Source organism: Streptomyces sp. V4I8 (assembly GCF_041261225.1).
Lineage (GTDB): Bacteria > Actinomycetota > Actinomycetes > Streptomycetales > Streptomycetaceae > Streptomyces.
In genome coordinates, this window is the sequence record NZ_JBGCCN010000001.1 from 1,709,136 (window position 1) to 1,725,805 (window position 16,670).

The window sequence follows — 16,670 nt, forward strand, 5'->3', positions numbered from 1 at the left end:
GCCCGCGCAACGTACTTGCAACGTCACCGTCCCTAGCCTCGCGGCGAGAGCTGCCCAACGGCGGGCAGCGCTTCTTCGGGAGGCAGAGCAGTATGACCCGTTACGCGGCGCCCGGCACCGAGGGTGCGATCGTCTCCTACCAGGCGCGCTACGACCACTTCATCGGCGGTGAGTACGTGCCGCCGATCCGGGGGCAGTACTTCGAGAACCCGTCGCCGGTGAACGGACAGCCGTTCACCGAGATCGCGCGGGGCACTGCGGAGGACGTGGAGCGGGCCCTCGACGCGGCGCACGCGGCCGCCCCCGCCTGGGGCCGGACCTCGGTGACCGAGCGCGCCGACATCCTGCTCAAGATTGCCGATCGTATGGCGGCGAACCTGGAGCAGCTGGCGGTCGCCGAGAGCTGGGAGAACGGCAAGCCGGTGCGCGAGACGCTGGCCGCCGACATTCCGCTGGCCATCGATCACTTCCGTTACTTCGCGGGCGCGATCCGGGCGCAGGAGGGCTCGCTCGGCGAGGTCGACGACGACACGGTGGCGTACCACTTCCACGAACCGCTCGGCGTGGTCGCGCAGATCATCCCGTGGAACTTCCCGATCCTCATGGCGACATGGAAGCTCGCGCCGGCGCTGGCCGCGGGCAACGCGGTGGTGCTCAAGCCGGCCGAGCAGACCCCGGCCTCCATTCACTACTGGCTCAGCCTGGTCTCCGACCTGCTGCCACCGGGCGTCCTGAACATCGTCAACGGCTTCGGCGTGGAGGCGGGCAAGCCACTGGCGTCCAGTCCCCGGGTGGCCAAAGTGGCGTTCACCGGCGAGACGACGACCGGTCGGTTGATCATGCAGTACGCCTCGGAGAACATCACCCCGGTCACCCTCGAACTCGGCGGCAAGTCACCGAACATCTTCTTCGACGACGTCTGGGGGGCCGACGACGACTTCCGGGACAAGGCTCTCGAAGGCTTCACCATGTTCGCGCTCAACCAGGGGGAGGTGTGCACGTGCCCGTCGCGGGCGCTGGTGCAGCGCGGCCAGTACGCCGAGTTCATGGCGGCGGCGGTCGCTCGCACCGAGCAGATCAAGAGCGGCCACCCGCTCGACACGGACACGATGATCGGCGCGCAGGCCTCCAACGACCAGTTGGAGAAGATCCTCTCCTACCTGGACATCGGGCGGCAGGAAGGCGCACGGGTCCTCACGGGCGGCGAACGCATCGAGCACGACGGTGAGCTGAAGGGCGGCTACTACGTCCAGCCGACGATCTTCGAGGGCGACAACCGCATGCGGATCTTCCAGGAGGAGATCTTCGGCCCGGTCGTCTCGGTGACGTCCTTCGACGACTTCGACGACGCCGTCAAGATCGCCAACGACACGCTGTACGGCCTGGGCGCGGGCGTGTGGACACGGGACATCAACACCGCGTACCGCGCGGGCCGCGCCATCCAGGCGGGCCGCGTATGGACGAACTGCTACCACGCGTACCCGGCGCACGCGGCGTTCGGTGGCTACAAGGGGTCGGGCATCGGGCGGGAGACGCACAAGATGATGCTGGAGCACTACCAGCAGACGAAGAACCTGTTGGTGTCGTATTCGCCGAAGAAGCTGGGCTTCTTCTAGACACCGAAGAAAGGGCGCCTGACCTGGGCAGATGTCAGTCAGGCGCCCTTCGCCGCGCACAGCTGAGCAGCAAGCTGAAACGCACCCTTACTCCCGATATCTCCCACCGGTATCCCGGCTCTGACCAGCAGCTCCGGGGCATTTCCGGGCCAAGGTCCCGCTGAGGCGCCCTCCACATCGCCCATCGGCGCCTCCCACCGCTGCGTCGGAAGAGGACCTGGGCGGCGACCATCTCCGCGGAACCCTTCTGCAGGTCGCCGAGGCAGCCGGGGTGCACATCCAGACCCTGCGCCATTACGAACGGCGTGGCATGGGTGCCGCGCGATCTCGGGCTCGATCTGTTCGACACGCGCGCCATGGCACGCGGTGGGCGAGCCAGAGCTTCAGCAGCCTGGCCTGACGGGCACAGAAACAGAACACACCCTGTGACTCGGCGCTCCCGGCGGACACCCCGCTCAGGCGAGGGTGACCTCGACGGGCAGTCTCTTGATGCCGTTGACGAAGTTCGAGCGCACGCGCGGCACGTCGCCGGCCAGACGGATGGTCGCCAGGCGCGGGATGAGCTCCTCGAACATGATCCGGATCTCGGTGCGGGCGAGCAGGTTGCCCAGGCACAAGTGGGGGGCCGCCCTTGCCGAAGGTGATGCGGTCGTTGTGCTGCCGGGCGACGTCGAAGTCGTAAGGGTTGCCGAAGACCTCCTCGTCACGGTTGCCTGAGGCGAACCACATGACGACCTTGTCGCCCTCCTTGACCCGCTTGCCGCCGAGTTCGACGTCCCGGGTCGCGGTACGGCGGAAATGGTAGACGGGCGAGGCCCAGCGCAGGAACTCCTCGACCGCGGTGGGGATCAGGGAGGGGTCCTCCTGGAGGCGGGCGAGCTGCTCGGGGTGCTGGAGGAGGGCCAGCATCGAGTGGGTGATGGTGTGCCCGGTGGTCTCGTTGCCGGCCACGGCCAGGAGCAGGAAGTAGTTGTCGAAGTCCTGGGCGGAGAGCGGGACTCCGTCGCGTGGGGTGGTGTTGGCGAGCTTGGAGACGAGGTCGTTCCCGTCGCCGCCTCGTCGCTGCCGGGCCAGTTCCCGTCCGTACTCGAAGACTTCGAGGGAGGCGGGCGAGCGGAACGGCAGGTCGCGGTACTTCTCGCTCTCCTCGCTGTGCAGCAGGACGTCGGCGTAGTCGGGGTCGGTGTTGCCGATGATCCGGTTGCCCCAGTCGATGAGCCGCTGGTTGTCCTCGGGCGGTACGTCGAGGAGGCGGGCGAGGACGTTGATGGGGAAGTCGGCGGAGACCTCCTTGACGAAGTCGAAGCTGCCCTTGGTGAGGGCCGCGTCCAGGGTCTTGGCCGTCAGACCGCGCAGGAAGTCGCCGTAGCTGTTGATGACGGCCGCCCCGAACTGCCGCTGGATCACGCTGCGCAGCGCCCGGTGGCGGACGCCGTCCAGCTCCAGGATGGAGGCCCGCTTCTTGATCTGGTCGTCGTCGACCTCTTCGAGGTTGACGAACCTGGTGGAGGTGAAGGTCTCGGCGTCGCGGTCGACACGGGCGATGTCCGCGTGCCGGGTCACGGCCCAGACCCGGAGTTGGGGGCCTCCTCGGGCTGCCAGTGGACGGGGTCCTCGTGGAGCACGGTGTGGAACATGCGCCAGGGCGTGGCGCCGTCCGCGAAGTGGTCGAGGTCGGCGAGGTTCACCTGTTCGAGCGGGAGGGGCTCGGCGAGGGCGGCGCGCAACTCGGCGCCCGTGGCGGGAGTGGCGGGGCTGGTCATGGGTGGGAAACTCCTGGGCGGGCTCGGGCCTTGAGGGGCTGACTGGGCGGCCGAAAGGGGCGTCCGGCCTACAGGTGGTGGGCGTACTCGGTGAACTCCCAGTCGGTGACGTGTCGCCCGAAGCGTTCGACCTCGTCCCGCTTGCAGGTGAGGAAGGACGTGGTGAATGCCTTGCCGAGGAGGCCGGTAAGGGCGGTGTCCGCCTCCAGCGCATCGAGCGCGGCGGACAGGCTCATGGGCAGCACGGCCGACTTGCCGGTATCGTAGCCGTAGCCCTCCAGCGGGGCCGGCGGCTCCTCGCCGGCCTCGATGCCGAGCAGCGCGGCGGCGAGGGTCCCGGCGATCAGCAGATAGGGGTTGGCGCTGGCGTCACCCAGCCTGAGTTCCAGCCGGGCGCCGGAGCCGCGCTCGGGCGGGATGCGGACCATGGCGCTGCGGTTGTCCAAACCCCAGTCGATCAGCCAGGGGGCGAGAGTGTCGGGGCCGAAGCGTTTGCAGGAGTTGACCGTCGGGTTGGCCAGCGCGGCGAGGGCGGGCGCGTGCGCGAGGATGCCGGCGGCGGCGTGCCGGGCCTCGGCCGACAGGCCGTAGGCACCGGCGGGGTCGTCGAAGGCGTTGCGCCCTTCGGCGTCCTCGCACGAGAGGTGGAGGTGGAAGCCGGAGCCACCCGCGTCGTTGAAGGGCTTGGCCATGAAGGTGGCGAGGCGGCCTTCCCTGCGGGCCAGCTCCTTGACGGCGGCCTTGAAGCGGAGCCCGGTGTCCGCGTCGCGGCCGACCAGGGCCTCACGCTGGTAGCCGGTGATCGCGGTGGGCTGGAGGTTCAGCCGAACCACGAGTTCGAGGACCTCCTGGATGAAGGCGCCCTCCTTCGCCGAGTGTTCGATCATCTCGCGGCCGTCGCACAACTGGCGGGCGACGCCGTACGGAAGGGTGATGCGGCGCTTCTGCGTGACCCGGTTGACACGCTGCTTGATCTCCACACACACCGGGGACTCGTCGGTGACGCCGTCCGGATTCCCGTAGTGGCGGATGCGCAGCTTGCGCCGGAACTTCAGGCCCTCGATCTTCTCCCAGTAGAACCGCAGCTGCGGGGTGTCGTAGTACAGACTCCTCACGCCGTAGCCGCCCACGGGGCTGTTCAGATCACGGTCCATCCGCTCGGCCAGCTCGTCCCGGATCTCGGCTGCCTGCTCGACCGGCACCAGGTACTTCAGCTCGAACCGGTTGAACGCATGCAGCCTGCTGGCCACGTGCAACGGCTGTTCCTCTGCCAGGCCTCGATCCTCCTCCTGGCTCGGGGACTTCCGTCGTGTGGTCACCGGTAGCGCCACCATCCGCCTCCTTCGTCGTACGGCCCGGTCGGGCGACGCAGCACACGAAACCGGCGGTATGTGAGAAGCCGCTGAGAATTGCGAGGTAATTTCAGGAGTATCTGAGGTGTCCACGAAGTGAACTGCGCGCGTTGACACCTAGGGTGTTTCGAAAGTCCCACACAGCACCCACGGCGCCCGGGCCTTTCGAAACACCCCCCAGGGCCCCGCGACGCCGGGATGATCCAAACGGCAGGCCCAGGTCGCAGCATGGACATTCCGGGCACTTGGGTGACGGGTGGTCCTACGTCACCAGCCTTCAGCCCAGCCTGCTCCCGGAGGGACTGAGCGGGGCGGTGGAACTGCGCCCAGGGCGACTCCGCGGCCCTTCAGGGCCTCATGGAGGTACGCCGTGCGGCCGTACACCGATGTCGGCGCCCCGCTCGCCTCCGGCGAGAACTGGCAGGCACAGGCTGCCCGGAACGGCGACCGCGTCCCACTCGACCGGGGTGACCCCCGCCCCGTCGTCCCCCACCCCTAACAAGATCGTCCGTCTCGGCCCCGACTACGCCACCCACATCAAGGAAATGGGCCGCCCGACGCCCACCCATCCCACCCTCTTCACGAAGTACGACGGCTCCCTGATCGGCGCCACGACGACATCCACATGCCGCCGGTCAGCGACGACCTCGACTGGGAGGCCGAGGCCACCCTCCCGTCGGACCGACCCTCGTCACCCCCGGCGAACTCCCGCTCTGCGCCTGCGGGTTGACCATCTCCCTGCAGTGTCGACGGCCTCGTCGACCGAGACCTCGACCAAGCGCTCACCTCAGGGGTGGTCGTTGCGAAGGTGGGCAAGAACGAGCCGAGCCTGCTCCCCCCCGCTCAGGCGTCGCCCTCTCCGCCCCGTGGGTCGCCTGCCCGCGGCTCACTGAACGCGGCGCCAGCCGACAACGCGAGCATCAGCAGGACGGGCCGCGTGGAAAGCCGACTGCCCGGGCGCCGGCGCGGCCGAGGCGCGCTCGTCGGCGAGCTGCTCACTCACCCGCTCAAGGACACGTTCGGCGACGGCGAGTTCGTCCCGCTCGGCCCGCACCTCCGCGAGCTCCTCGGCCGGCTGTTCTTCGAGTTGGTCCAGTTCCGAACGGCGCGCGGTAGGCATGCCACCGGCCGCTGATTGGCTCTCGACCAGGAACGGCGCGCCAGGGAAACTGCGGACTTCTGATGCCGGGCTTGAAGGAGTTGTGATGCAGGTCGCCGTGGTCACCTTCGACGGGTTCAACGAGCTCGACAGTTTCATCGCTTCCGCGCTGATCAACCGGTGCCGCAAGGACGGCTTGGAAGCCTTCATCACGACGCCGACGCCGGTGGTCACGTCGATGAACGGCGTCGAGGTGACCGGACAGCGCCCGATGGAGTTCGTGACCGAAGCCGACGCTGTGCTGATCGGTAGCGGGGTGAAGGCGCGAGAGGTGGTCGCCGACGACCGACTGATCTCGAAGCTGCTGTTGCTCGACCCTTCACGACAGCTGATCGGTGCGCAGTGCTCCGGCGCGCTAGTGCTCGCCCGGCTCGGATTGCTGGAGGGCATGCCGGCTTGCACGGACATGAAGAGCCGGGCCTTTGTCGAAGCCTGCGGGGTCACCGTGCTGGATGCGCCGTTCCACGCCGAGGGGAACATCGCTACGGCGGGCGGTTGCCTGGCGTCCCAGTATCTCGCCACGTGGTTGATCACCCGAATGCTCGGGGAGGACGCCGCACGCGCCGTCATCGACTACGTGGCTCCGGTCGGCGAAAATCAGGAGACTGTCGATCGGGCCATGCGTGCCGTCCACGCGGGCGTGGTTGCACTGCGCTGACGCCTCGCAATCAGCATTTCGGGGCCGCTTGCAATCACGACGACAACTCTTGAGCGCTTCGCGGGCGTGGCGTTGTCCGAGGTACGCGTGCGCCTTGGACGCGGCGAAGCAAACGGAGGGCCAGGACCTGCTGTCTCCTCCGGTTGCCCGTCAGCTTGATTTCCTCTGCGTTGTTTCGGCGAAGGCCAGCCCCTGCAGGGCGAGTTGTTGCGTTTCGTATCGGCCTTCGGTCGTGGCCTCCACGTCGAACCCGTGCGCGACCTGCGGTGGGCAGCCGATGAGTTCGAGCGCCCGGCTGGGCAATGCCTGCTGGGACGCCTCTTCCGACTCCCACAGCAGAACGGCTCCCCACCGGTTGGTGTCCGGATCGGAGAGCCACATCTTGAAGCGAAGCCCGGGCACCTCGGAGAACGCGGCGACGGATTCCTCACGCAGGTACTCACGCATGGACTCGATGGTCTGTCCGGAGGCGGACAGGTCCCACCAAACAATATCGGCACGCATGGCGCTCCTTCCTTTCGAGAACGTAATCCGGCTGTCGGCTGGCCACGGGTACGCGGTTACGGGGCGATGCAGTCAATTCTTTCCCCCTGCTCGGGCCGAGATCGGCGCGCCCCACACTCTGCCCGGTGACGAGGTCACAGGCGGTCCAGGCGCTGTGGAGGGTGGGGCGGCCAGGGCCCGAGAGCAGGCAGCTCCTCCGCCGCCACTGGTGACACGACGGGCGTACGTCCGGCCAGCCAGGCCGCCAGGTCGCGCACGCCTCCGGTAACCACCGTGCCCGGCGGCCCGTCGCCTACGGACCACTGGCGGCCCACGTCCTCGGCGCGGACGCGTGTGCCTGCCGGACGGCGGCCGAGGAGGAAGTCGATGGCGTGTGCGGCCAGGACCCCGGGCCAGTCGTCCGGCCGCACGCCGAGTTCCAGATCGACCATGTGGATCCATGCCTCGCGCCAGCGTGCGAAGACGGTTGCGGCGAGGTCCGAGTTGCGGAACGTCACCGGACGGCTCCAGTCCACGTCGGTGGCGCGTGCCCAGGATGCCTCCAGCCCGGCCGGGGAGGGTGGTCGCGGCCAGGAATTCGCGGACGACTCAGCGAGCTGCCGCAAGAACTGCTCACCGCTCGCGTCCGGGCCGCCCATGATGCGGGCGGCCACGGTCCCTGCCGCCCGGCGACGCACGTCCTCGTCGACGCGTTCTCAGCCCAGACACTCGAAGATCTCGTCCCAGAACGCGGAGTCGTCCACATACGGTTCGTGTTCGATCATGCGCTTGCGCAGCTCTGTGGCGGCGGCCGCGCGTGCGGCGTCGTCGGCCGTTTCCAGGGCGCTGCTGGACTCCGCGATCAGCCCGAGGAGCACAGCCAGCATGGGGAGGTCATCGGCGGCCGGTCCCTTCCATCCGGCCCCGTGGTCCCAACCGTTGGGGTCGTAGTGGGTGATGCCGCCGTTGGCCGCGTCGAGCATCAGGTGCTGGTCGCCCCAGGTGGCCACGGTGAAGCAGAAGTTCGTGGGCGGGGAGTCGTCGTCGGGGTAGCGCTCCCCGTAGATTTCGTCGGCGTCGAACGGTTCCATCCCGTCCTCGTCCCGCAAGTGCAGCGTGTCGATCCCCACGACGTCGAGGTCGACGGCGGGAAAGCCGACCGTGAGCAGGAACTCCCTCGACCCGGCATGCGTCAGTTCGGCCGGCAGAGCGGCCTCGTCCGGTCGCCAGAGCGAGCCTTCGCCCAGTCGTTCCTCCAGCCACACCGCGTCCGGTATCAGCGGAATATCGTTGCTCGTCACTGCGTGGCCCCCATGAAGCTCGCATCGTTCGGTCATGCCGGCCCAGTCAATCGCACAGCCAGCCGGCGAACACGACGGTATGCGCCCCTCCTGTGATCCGGCTGCCCGACCACACTGTGACTGGGTGCTGTAGGTGGCCCAACCGGCCAAGTGCGCGGCGCTCATCGACTACCCGACAGACGCAGCTCCCGGCGTGCCGAGGTCTTCACCCGGCGAGCGGTACCTGGGCCGGGTTCCGCTGCCGATCTTCGCCCGGCCTGTCGACCCTCCCACGGGTACCGGCTGGTATCCCGGTAGCGTCCGTTCCATGGCCGCCCTCGATGCGCTCGTCCGCCTCTGCCCGCCGCCCGCCGATCCGCCACCCGCGGTGGACTGGGCGCAAGCCGAGCGCGCCCTCGGTCTGGCTCTGCCCGCCGACTACAAGCGGCTCGTCGAGACATACGGCGACGGCATCTTCGACGAGACGATCTGGCTGCTCGTCCCCGACTCCGCCTACGACGACTGTGACCTGCACGCGCAGACAACGGAGCGGCACGAGATCCTGGCCGACCTGTGGGAGTTCGAGGAGAAGCCCGCCGGCCTGCAGCAGGCGGGGGCGAGGGTCCTGCCGTGGGCATTCGAGGAGGGCACGGGAGCGTTCCTGTACTGGCTGGCGCGGCCCGGTCAGCACCCCGACGACTGGACCGTGCTCTACAACGAGGGGCGCGGCCCCCTGTGGGAGCACCACGACATGGGATGCCTCGCCTTCCTGCTGGCGGTGCTCACCGGAACGGCGGCAACGGAGTACTTCGGCTACCTCTACGAAGTGCTGAAGCCGCCGGAGCACCGCTTCGCAACGGCCGACCAGATCCTTGGAACGACCGGGCAGTGACGCCGTCGGCCGCTCCCGACGACCTGGCTCGCTGCTGACGCACCTCACTGAGCGCCGTACTCGGCCGGTCTGGCCGAGTACGGCGCTCAGTCACACGAGTGTGACCGTTCAGGCTTGTTGGCGGTTGTGCATGCGAGTTGGCGAGTTCTCGCTGCAGGCGATCACGTCGCGCCGAGTAACGAGCACATGTGGTGATCTGTACCAGCGTCGGGTACGGCAGTGCTCCCGTTGACCCATGCGCGGAGTGAGGACGTCGAAGTTCCACGCGGAAACCCCGGCGCGACCAGACCGCCAACCGCAAGAACAAGGGCCGCAGGGGGCAGGCCGGTCGCGCACGACGCCGAGCTCTACAAGGACCGCAACACCGTGGAACGCTGCATAACCAAGATCAAGGCGTGGCGCGGTCTGGCTACGCGTTACCACAGGACACCCGAGATCCACCTCGCCGGGCTCCACCTGCGCGAGTCGATGGTCTGGCTCCGAAGCCTCCGCCCCACTACGTGATCACGACTGGCGCGGGCCGTGGAAGGCTGATGTGCCGCGGTGCGGGCCCCGCCCATGGACCAGTGGCAGGAAGACCTCATCGACGATCTCGACGAGGACGGCGTCGGGCACCGCCGGAACTCCGAGCATCACATACTCGTTGCGCAGCAGCGCCATGGGCGCGTACGCGACTCGGGGGTGCAGTGCCTCGGGCGCGGCGTCGCCGCGGGCCACCGCCCGGCCGAGCAAGGTCAGCCATGACGCCTCGTGCGCACCGTCCGCCGAGTCGCGCAGCTTGGCCAGGAGCTCCGGAGTGCTGCCGGCTGCCGCGATCAGGCCGCGCAGGATCTCCCCGAACGGTGATGACCAGGTGCTGTTCGCGCGCCGCAGCATCTCCAGGACATCGCCGCGCAGCGAGCCGGTGTCGGGCAGCACGGTCTCCGTCGCGGCCAGTCGGCGGTAGGCCGCCACGCCGAGCGCGACGCGGTTCGGCCAGCGCCGGTACAGCGCGTTCTTGTTCGTCCCGGCCCGCCGGGCCACCTCGTCCATCGTCAGGGCCGGGACGCCGGACTCCTTCAGCACCTCGGCAGCCGCTTGCAGGATGGCCTCCTCCAGCTCGGCCCCGCGTCGCCGCGTCGCCGCGGTCTGCCGCGGTTCCTTCCCCGCTTGCGCCACCGGCAGTCCTCTCTCGCCCCACACAGCTGGATCTACGGTACGCATCGTACTTTCCGGCGCCCCGCACATCCCACGCCACACCACACTTAAGGTACGGTGCGTACCCAATAAGCGCGGCAAGCATCGTAGATCGTGAGGAGAGCACCCGTCGTGCGCACCTTCGGCATCACTTACGACACCGGCTTCACCACCGCGGGAACCACCACCCGCGAACCCTTCGACCCCGTCATCGTCCGCCGCGAGATGCAGATCATCCGCAACGAGCTGGGCTGTGACGCCGTACGCGTCACCGGTGGCGACCGCGACCGGCTCGAGACGGCCGCGCGGTACGCGGCCGACGCCCAACTGGAGGTGTGGTACTCGCCGTTCACCAACGGCCTCACCACCGGAGAACTCCTCGACTTCCTCACCGACAGCGCCGAACGCGCGGAACGGCTGCGACGTGGAGGCGCCGAGGTCGTCTTCCTCACCGGCTCGGAGATCTCCCTCTTCACCGTCGGCATGCTCCCCGGCGACACCTTCGAGGAACGCGCCGCCGTCCTCGCCGACCCGCAGCGGCTGCGGGCCGCACTGCCCGGCCTCCCCGCCCAGGTCAACGCCTTCCTCGGCAAGGCGGTCGCCGCGGTGCGTACCCGGTTCGGCGGCCGGATCGGGTACGCCTCACTGCCGTTCGAGGGCGTCGACTGGACGCCGTTCGACATAGTCGCCACCGACGCCGGCTACCGCGACGCACGGACCGCCGACCGGCTCGCCGACGGCCTGCGGGCACTGACCGCACACGGCAAACCGGCCGCCGTCACAGAGTTCGGCTGTACCACCTACCGCGGGGCCGCCGATGCCGGCGGCCGGGGAGACGCCGTCATCGCGTGGGACGACCGCGCCCGTCCGGTGCAGTTCACCAGCCCCGTATCGCGTGACGAACAGGAACAAGCCGACTACCTACGTGAACTCATCGACACCTTCGACGATTCCGCCATCGACGCCGCCTTTGTCAACACCTTCGCCCGCTACGACCTCCCGCACACGGGCGCCGACGACGACCGCGACTTCGACAAGGCGTCCTTCGGCGTGGTCAAGGTCCTCGACGGCGGCCGCACGGGTACCGCGTACCCGAGCCTGCCGTGGGAGCCCAAAGCCGCCTTCCACACGCTCGCGAAGTACGGCCGCAGCCGGACCCGCACAAGCTCCGACCCAGCTGCAGCAGGGTGAGCTCGGGTGGCTGCCGTCGCTGCCGGCAGCCACCCCACTGCGGCATCGGCGGAGCGTGAGTCCGCCCGCCGTATTCCCGCTGGTGCTGATCTCTCGTCGGCGGGGAGCACGGCCCGATGATGAGCGCGGCCGGCTCGGGAGGCGGATCACCCCCTCGCCCGGGAGCACGAGCCGCTTCCCACCCTACGTCCCACCCCTTGCCCCGCCTATCGAATATCGATAGATTCCCATCGCATCTCGATGGAAGGACAGGTCATGGGAAAGCTGACAGTGCGTGCGCTGCGTGCCGTGCTGGTGGTGGTGCTCGCCGGCACCGTGTTCGTGCAGGCATTGATGGTGTGGGCGTTGGTCAGCGGGAACGACCCGGAGGACGGGTCGCTCCCGCTGACCCCGCTGCGCGTGATCACGATCCTGGGCATGGTGTCGGTCCAGGTCGCCCTGGTCTGCGTATGGCGACTGGTGACGATGGTGCGACGCGGAACCGTGTTCTCCCACACCGCCTTCCGGTACGTGGACGGCGTGATCGGCGCGATGGTGGCGGCTGCCCTGGTGTGGTTCGCGGTCACGGCCGTCAACGCGCCCGGCCAGCGGGAGGATCCGGGTGTCACCGTCATCATGGCCGGGGTCGGCGTGGCCATCCTGGGGGTCGCGCTCATCGTGCTCGTGCTGCGGATGCTGCTCGCCCAGGCCGTCGCGCGGGACGTCGAAGCGGCGCAGATGCAGGCCGAGTTGGACGAGGTGATCTGATGCCGATCGCCGTCGACATCGACGTGATGCTGGCCCGTCGGAAGATGTCCGTGGGTGAGCTCGCGGACCGCGTGGGCATCACGCCCGCCAACCTGGCGGTCCTCAAGAACGGCCGCGCCAAGGCGGTGCGCTTCGCGACCCTCGCCGCGCTCTGTGAGGTGCTCGAGTGCCAGCCGGGCGACCTGCTGCGCTGGGAGGCCGAGGATGCCGCGGGTGGATGACGTGCCCAGGGCCGTGAAAACGCCTGGCACCGTCGGCTCGTGACACGGCACGTGGTCCGCACGGACGTGGATCGTCGATCACCCGCAGCACCGTCTCTACAGCGGGCTCGCCTTCGGTGCTGCAGTATTCGGGCCCGCACACCGCGGTCAGGGTCAAGAGTCTGTCGAACGCTGCTGTCAGCGGCCTGCCATAGGGTCCGCTGAGCGTCCCTCGTCCTTCGGAGCTCCCGTGCCGCAGCCTGCTCGCCTCGTGACCACGATCGCCGCCCCTCTGGCCTTCGCGGGGGCCGACGCCGCTCCCTGCCTGGTGTCCCGGTCCGCGAGACGGCTGCTCATACAGCGAGGCGACACGGAGCTGATCGTGCAGGAGCCCGGACCGTCGGCCCCGGCTTCGTCCGTCCGCTTTCCAGCCCCCTGGCCGCGTCGGTACGGCCAAAGCGCCGTGTCGCCTGCCGGCGATCTGGCCGTCTTCGCCGGACCGCACGCGCTGCGGGCCGTCGATCGGGCGGGAAACGTGCAATGGGAACTGCGGCACCCCTGCTGGGCAGGCTGTGCGGGGCACAACGCCTTCGCCGAATACGCGAACGAGCGTGATCATCGGTACGCGGGCAGCGGCTCGGCCGGCTTCTCCACGGACGGAACCGTCGTGTGGGCCCACATTCGCGGCCCCCTGGCGTACGACCACGGCCGCGGGGCGGACCAGTGGCTGGTCATCGCCGCCGTGGACGGCACGGTCCTCGCACGTACCCGGACACATACGGCAGCCGAAGGCTCCCACCACGTTCCGCACCCGGACCCCGGCCAGATGGGGCTGACGATCGGCGAAGGACAGGACGGCTCTCCGCTGAGATGGGGACGCTGGGACGGCCACGGCCTCACCGTCGACTGTTTCGGCGACGCGGACCGCGTCCTGCTGGCGGTGAGCCCTAGCGGTGACCGCCTTCTCACCGTCACCCACGACCAGGACGCTCTCGCTCTTCATCGAGTCACCGACGGCACGGTGGAAGCCGAACTGAGTGCGGTCGCGGTCCCCCGGCACCCCGCGCTTGCGTTGGAACAGGCCGAGACCTGCGAGGACGAGGAGCCACAGGCGTTCTTCGACTACGGAGGAGGTTTCCTCGACGAGCACACCGTCGTCGTCGGAACGGTCGAAAGCGACGAGGAATTCGGCACCGGCCGACAATGGCTCGTCGACACAGCCCGCATGCGGCTGACGGACCGGCTCACCTACCCCTTCGAGGTGTCCGGCCTGCCACAGGCCCTCGGCGACGGAACCTGGTACACCGTGTCCGAGACCGAGCAGGCGCTTCACATCTGGACCCGGTAGAGATGGTGAGCTGGTCGAGGCTGTGTCCGGTGGCTGGTTGAAAGGAGCGCTTGCGGTGTTCCGGTGATCCGCTGCCCTTCAGCAGAATCCCGTGGGTCCCGGCTCATGCGGATGGCCGCCGGAGCGGCGACCACGGCTTCCGGCGGGCGGCATGGAGGGTGATCGCGCAGGCCAGCGCCAGCACGAACACGGCCCGGGACGGCGTCCCCGCGAACGGGGTGTCAGGACCGGGTTCGGCAAAGGGGGAAGGGCGGACGCGGGGCCACTTCACGGTCACGTCGCCCGAGGCGTCGAGGTAGGCCACCGCGCCGTCGAAGCGGTCCACCGCCCAGAACCGGCCGCGCCGGTCCTGCGGGGTGCGGAGCGGTGACGGCAGCGGACCCAGCTCGCTCGTGCCCACGCGGTCGGCGTGCACCGCGTCCGGGAAGTACGTGATCATCAGTTTGCGCGCCGCGGTCGACTGGCTGACCAGGTAGCCGTCGGCCAACTGCGCGTATCCGGACGGTAGGTCGATCAGCCGCCCCGTGGCCCGGTCGTACACGCCCGCATCACCGCCCGGCCCGCAGGACCAGTAGATCCAGCGGCCCACCACCTGCAACTCCTCGGGAACGCAGGTGGCGCCCACGGACTCCGTGCCCACGGTCTCCAGGGACGGCAGAGAGACCGCGGAGACCGTGCCAGGTTCGCTGCCCGGCGTCCACAAAGTGCTGTCCCACAGTGCCGCGGGCCGCCGGGGACCGCTGCTCAGTACCTTGTCCCCGTCGCGTACCTCCTGACGGCCGGTTCCTGTCGGGCAGATCTTCTGGTCCGCCGGGCGGACCACCCGGTAGGGACCGGCGGCCGCCACGACGTACCCGACCCCGCACACGTTGTGGGCGACGGAGGACTCCCCCGTGCTGGTGAGACGCAGGCAGTCCGCGTAGCACGGCTGGTGCCGGCCCGCGTCCATGGCGTCGATGTAGGGCTCTTCGTCCGGTACCTCGTACCCCAGGTCGCCCAGCTCCTCGAGCGGTCCGGCGGTCAGGGTTCCGTCCGCCGCGAGGGAGAGCTCGGAGGCGGTGAGGAAGGTGTCGCCCTCGCCCGGTTCGGGCGCCCGCTCCGTGGCCAGCAGCAGCCGCCCGTGGTCCAGGGCCATGCCGCCGACCTCCCACCCCGTGACCGGAGGCAGTGGCACGACCGGCTTGGCGACCGGAGTGCCGTCCTCGGCGAGCGTGATGTGCTGCAGGGCCCAGTGCTCCTCGTCGCTTCCACCATCGATGTAGACGCTGCCGTCCTGTGCGTTGGCGAAGCGGGTACGGAGAGTGGAACGGGCCAGCAGCGTCCGGGCCGAGCCGCCCGCGACGGGTACGGCGTGGACCGTGCCGTCGATCATGTTGGCGTACACCAGCCAGTCGCCGACAACCCGCACCATGTCCGCACTCCATTCGCCCTCGAGGGACTTCTCCTCGTCGGGCAGCCGGTCGACGAGGGTTCCGGGCCTGTCCGGCCGGGCACGGTCGATGACGTACGGCTTCGACCTTTTGAAACTCTTGTCGACAACCGCGAAGACGACTGGTCGCGGCCGAGGTGCGAGGCGCGCATCCCGTCGAAGCCCGTCCGCGGTACATAGGTCACCCGGGCGGTCGCGAAATCCAGCAGCGCGGTGCGTCCGGCATCGCCGCCCGCGGGCTTGTAATGGAACACGCCGCCGCGGCCGTCCGATGTCGCGCCGTGGACGAAGAGGCCCTCGTCGTTGGCCAGAGCATTGTCGAGGTCGCCCAGGACTCCGGACACTTGACGATCGGTCGGCTGCCCGCCGCCGTCGGGGATTTCGAGAAGGTGCAGGGATCTCTCGCCATCGACCACGCGCTGGGTCACCAGACGGTTCTCGGCGAACACCAAGGTGGCCATGTCGGTCGCGGGCAGGTCGACCCGTACGACCTCGCCGGTCGCGTAGTGCCGGATCCGGTAGGTGTTCGTCTCCTTGACCCGTCCAGCCCGAACCCGCCGTTGACAGCCACCGGAGTGGGCAGGTCCGCAACGGTCGAGCCGTCCTTGCCGACCCACGTCGACAGGCTCGACGGCTCGGCGGGCGACGGCGTCGACAGATAACCGGAGTCGTCGGCGGCGTACAGGTTCGCCGGCCTTGTCGTCATGGGTTCCGCCTGCAGCGTGACGGACGGCATCTCCTCGTCGCCCGCTACGGCCGCGGAGGCCGGCGCCCAGGTCAGCAGCCCCGTCCCTACCGCCAGCGCGACCGCGCCGACGGCCAGTGCCACCCTGCCCCTGCCTTCTCTTGCTCGCCCTCTTCGCACCACGCGCCCCCTGAGCACTTGAGTGCCGTCAACCGGCCGACCGGTCCGACCCACGGCATGGGGCGCTGGTTGCGTGCTCCCAGCGGAAAGATCCGAACCGACTCAGGTCGACGCGAAGCGGACATTCGCCCGCCATGCGCCATACCTGTGTGAGCCGTCCGGCGTTCATCTCGCCGATGCTCCGTACGTCGACACGTCAGGTCAGACCAGTGGCCACAGCGCCGTGGTGAGGGCGAAACCGGCGCACCCCCTGACGGTCGTCAGGACCGTCCACGTGCGCAGGCCCGCCGCCACGTCGAGTCCGGCGAGCTTGGTGAACATCCAGTACCCGGCGTCGTTGATGTGGGACAGCGCGAGGGCACCCGCGCCCATCGCCAGGGCGACCAGCGACAGCTGGCCGGTGGACAGGTCGGCGCGGTGCGGCAGCGGGGTGAGGGTGCCGGAGGTGGTGATGAGAGCGATGGTCGCCGACCCCTGGGCTGCGCGCATTCGCCCCCGACCGGCAACAAGT

Annotated in this window: 18 protein-coding genes and 2 pseudogenes; 12 read left to right on the plus strand and 8 right to left on the minus strand. The window is 69.1% G+C overall.

Features of this window, described 5'->3' with window-relative positions:
* Positions 1–92: 92 nt before the first annotated feature.
* Together adh and ABIE67_RS07670 are read left to right on the plus strand one after the other, a co-directional pair.
* Positions 93–1,616 carry an aldehyde dehydrogenase gene (adh, locus tag ABIE67_RS07665; protein WP_370255488.1) on the plus strand — a complete coding sequence of 508 codons (1,524 nt, stop codon included), beginning with the start codon at positions 93–95 and terminating at the stop codon, positions 1,614–1,616.
* Between the two features lie 271 nt (positions 1,617–1,887).
* Entirely contained in the window at positions 1,888–2,016 is a 129-nt protein-coding gene (locus ABIE67_RS07670) for a hypothetical protein (RefSeq protein WP_370255493.1), read from the plus strand.
* 55 nt (positions 2,017–2,071) lie between these two features.
* Here the strand turns inward: ABIE67_RS07670 and ABIE67_RS07675 are convergent.
* A pseudogene (locus ABIE67_RS07675) lies at positions 2,072–3,379 on the minus strand (cytochrome P450).
* Between the two features lie 68 nt (positions 3,380–3,447).
* Positions 3,448–4,698, minus strand: a complete 1,251-nt coding sequence (locus ABIE67_RS07680; RefSeq protein ID WP_370255498.1) for a VTC domain-containing protein — start codon at positions 4,696–4,698, stop codon at positions 3,448–3,450.
* Positions 4,699–5,101: 403 nt separating this feature from the next.
* Here ABIE67_RS07680 and ABIE67_RS07685 point away from each other — a divergent pair, with 403 nt between their 5' ends.
* From ABIE67_RS07685 to ABIE67_RS07695, 3 genes are all read left to right on the plus strand, one after another.
* Positions 5,102–5,230, plus strand: a complete 129-nt coding sequence (locus ABIE67_RS07685; RefSeq protein WP_370255502.1) for a hypothetical protein — start codon at positions 5,102–5,104, stop codon at positions 5,228–5,230.
* A 438-nt stretch (positions 5,231–5,668) separates the two neighbouring features.
* On the plus strand, positions 5,669–5,866 hold the full coding sequence (locus tag ABIE67_RS07690) for a hypothetical protein (RefSeq protein WP_370255506.1): 198 nt from the start codon (positions 5,669–5,671) through the stop codon (positions 5,864–5,866).
* Positions 5,867–5,936: 70 nt separating this feature from the next.
* Positions 5,937–6,548, plus strand: a complete 612-nt coding sequence (locus ABIE67_RS07695) for a DJ-1/PfpI family protein (RefSeq protein ID WP_370255510.1) — start codon at positions 5,937–5,939, stop codon at positions 6,546–6,548.
* 150 nt (positions 6,549–6,698) lie between these two features.
* Here ABIE67_RS07695 and ABIE67_RS07700 read toward each other — a convergent pair whose 3' ends face one another.
* The 3 genes from ABIE67_RS07700 to ABIE67_RS07710 form a co-directional block, all read right to left on the minus strand.
* The gene (locus tag ABIE67_RS07700; protein ID WP_370255515.1) at positions 6,699–6,995 is read right to left on the minus strand and encodes a hypothetical protein; all 297 of its coding nucleotides are present in this window, start codon (positions 6,993–6,995) and stop codon (positions 6,699–6,701) included.
* A gap of 191 nt (positions 6,996–7,186) precedes the next feature.
* A complete protein-coding gene (locus ABIE67_RS07705; RefSeq protein ID WP_370255520.1) occupies positions 7,187–7,705 on the minus strand; it encodes a maleylpyruvate isomerase family mycothiol-dependent enzyme in 519 nt (172 codons plus the stop codon).
* A gap of 42 nt (positions 7,706–7,747) precedes the next feature.
* Positions 7,748–8,332 (minus strand): SUKH-4 family immunity protein, encoded by a 585-nt coding sequence (locus ABIE67_RS07710; RefSeq protein WP_370255526.1) that lies wholly within the window; start codon positions 8,330–8,332, stop codon positions 7,748–7,750.
* A gap of 307 nt (positions 8,333–8,639) precedes the next feature.
* On the opposite strand from ABIE67_RS07710, the gene ABIE67_RS07715 reads away from it, so the two are divergent.
* Together ABIE67_RS07715 and ABIE67_RS07720 are read left to right on the plus strand one after the other, a co-directional pair.
* On the plus strand, positions 8,640–9,203 hold the full coding sequence (locus ABIE67_RS07715; RefSeq protein WP_370255530.1) for a hypothetical protein: 564 nt from the start codon (positions 8,640–8,642) through the stop codon (positions 9,201–9,203).
* Between the two features lie 275 nt (positions 9,204–9,478).
* Positions 9,479–9,707, plus strand: a pseudogene (locus ABIE67_RS07720) (IS5/IS1182 family transposase); the annotation flags it as partial.
* Here ABIE67_RS07720 and ABIE67_RS07725 read toward each other — a convergent pair.
* On the minus strand, positions 9,708–10,361 hold the full coding sequence (locus ABIE67_RS07725; protein WP_370255532.1) for a TetR/AcrR family transcriptional regulator: 654 nt from the start codon (positions 10,359–10,361) through the stop codon (positions 9,708–9,710).
* Positions 10,362–10,511: 150 nt separating this feature from the next.
* Here ABIE67_RS07725 and ABIE67_RS07730 point away from each other — a divergent pair, with 150 nt between their 5' ends.
* The 4 genes from ABIE67_RS07730 to ABIE67_RS07745 all read left to right on the plus strand — a co-directional run bounded on the left by ABIE67_RS07730 (position 10,512) and on the right by ABIE67_RS07745 (position 13,865).
* Positions 10,512–11,570 (plus strand): hypothetical protein, encoded by a 1,059-nt coding sequence (locus ABIE67_RS07730; protein ID WP_370255535.1) that lies wholly within the window; start codon positions 10,512–10,514, stop codon positions 11,568–11,570.
* A 255-nt stretch (positions 11,571–11,825) separates the two neighbouring features.
* The gene (locus ABIE67_RS07735; RefSeq protein ID WP_370255536.1) at positions 11,826–12,317 is read left to right on the plus strand and encodes a DUF2975 domain-containing protein; all 492 of its coding nucleotides are present in this window, start codon (positions 11,826–11,828) and stop codon (positions 12,315–12,317) included.
* Complete coding sequence (locus tag ABIE67_RS07740; protein ID WP_030724363.1) at positions 12,317–12,538, plus strand: helix-turn-helix transcriptional regulator; 222 nt, start codon at positions 12,317–12,319, stop codon at positions 12,536–12,538. The genes ABIE67_RS07735 and ABIE67_RS07740 overlap by 1 nt, the downstream gene beginning before the upstream one ends.
* A gap of 229 nt (positions 12,539–12,767) precedes the next feature.
* A complete protein-coding gene (locus ABIE67_RS07745) occupies positions 12,768–13,865 on the plus strand; it encodes a hypothetical protein (protein ID WP_370255537.1) in 1,098 nt (365 codons plus the stop codon).
* Positions 13,866–13,968: 103 nt separating this feature from the next.
* Here ABIE67_RS07745 and ABIE67_RS07750 read toward each other — a convergent pair whose 3' ends face one another.
* Entirely contained in the window at positions 13,969–15,276 is a 1,308-nt protein-coding gene (locus ABIE67_RS07750) for a hypothetical protein (RefSeq protein WP_370255538.1), read from the minus strand.
* A gap of 299 nt (positions 15,277–15,575) precedes the next feature.
* Here ABIE67_RS07750 and ABIE67_RS07755 point away from each other — a divergent pair, with 299 nt between their 5' ends.
* On the plus strand, positions 15,576–15,956 hold the full coding sequence (locus ABIE67_RS07755) for a hypothetical protein (protein ID WP_370255539.1): 381 nt from the start codon (positions 15,576–15,578) through the stop codon (positions 15,954–15,956).
* Between the two features lie 404 nt (positions 15,957–16,360).
* On the opposite strand, the gene ABIE67_RS07760 is transcribed toward ABIE67_RS07755, so the two are convergent.
* Positions 16,361–16,648 (minus strand): hypothetical protein, encoded by a 288-nt coding sequence (locus tag ABIE67_RS07760; RefSeq protein WP_370255540.1) that lies wholly within the window; start codon positions 16,646–16,648, stop codon positions 16,361–16,363.
* Positions 16,649–16,670: the final 22 nt, after the last annotated feature.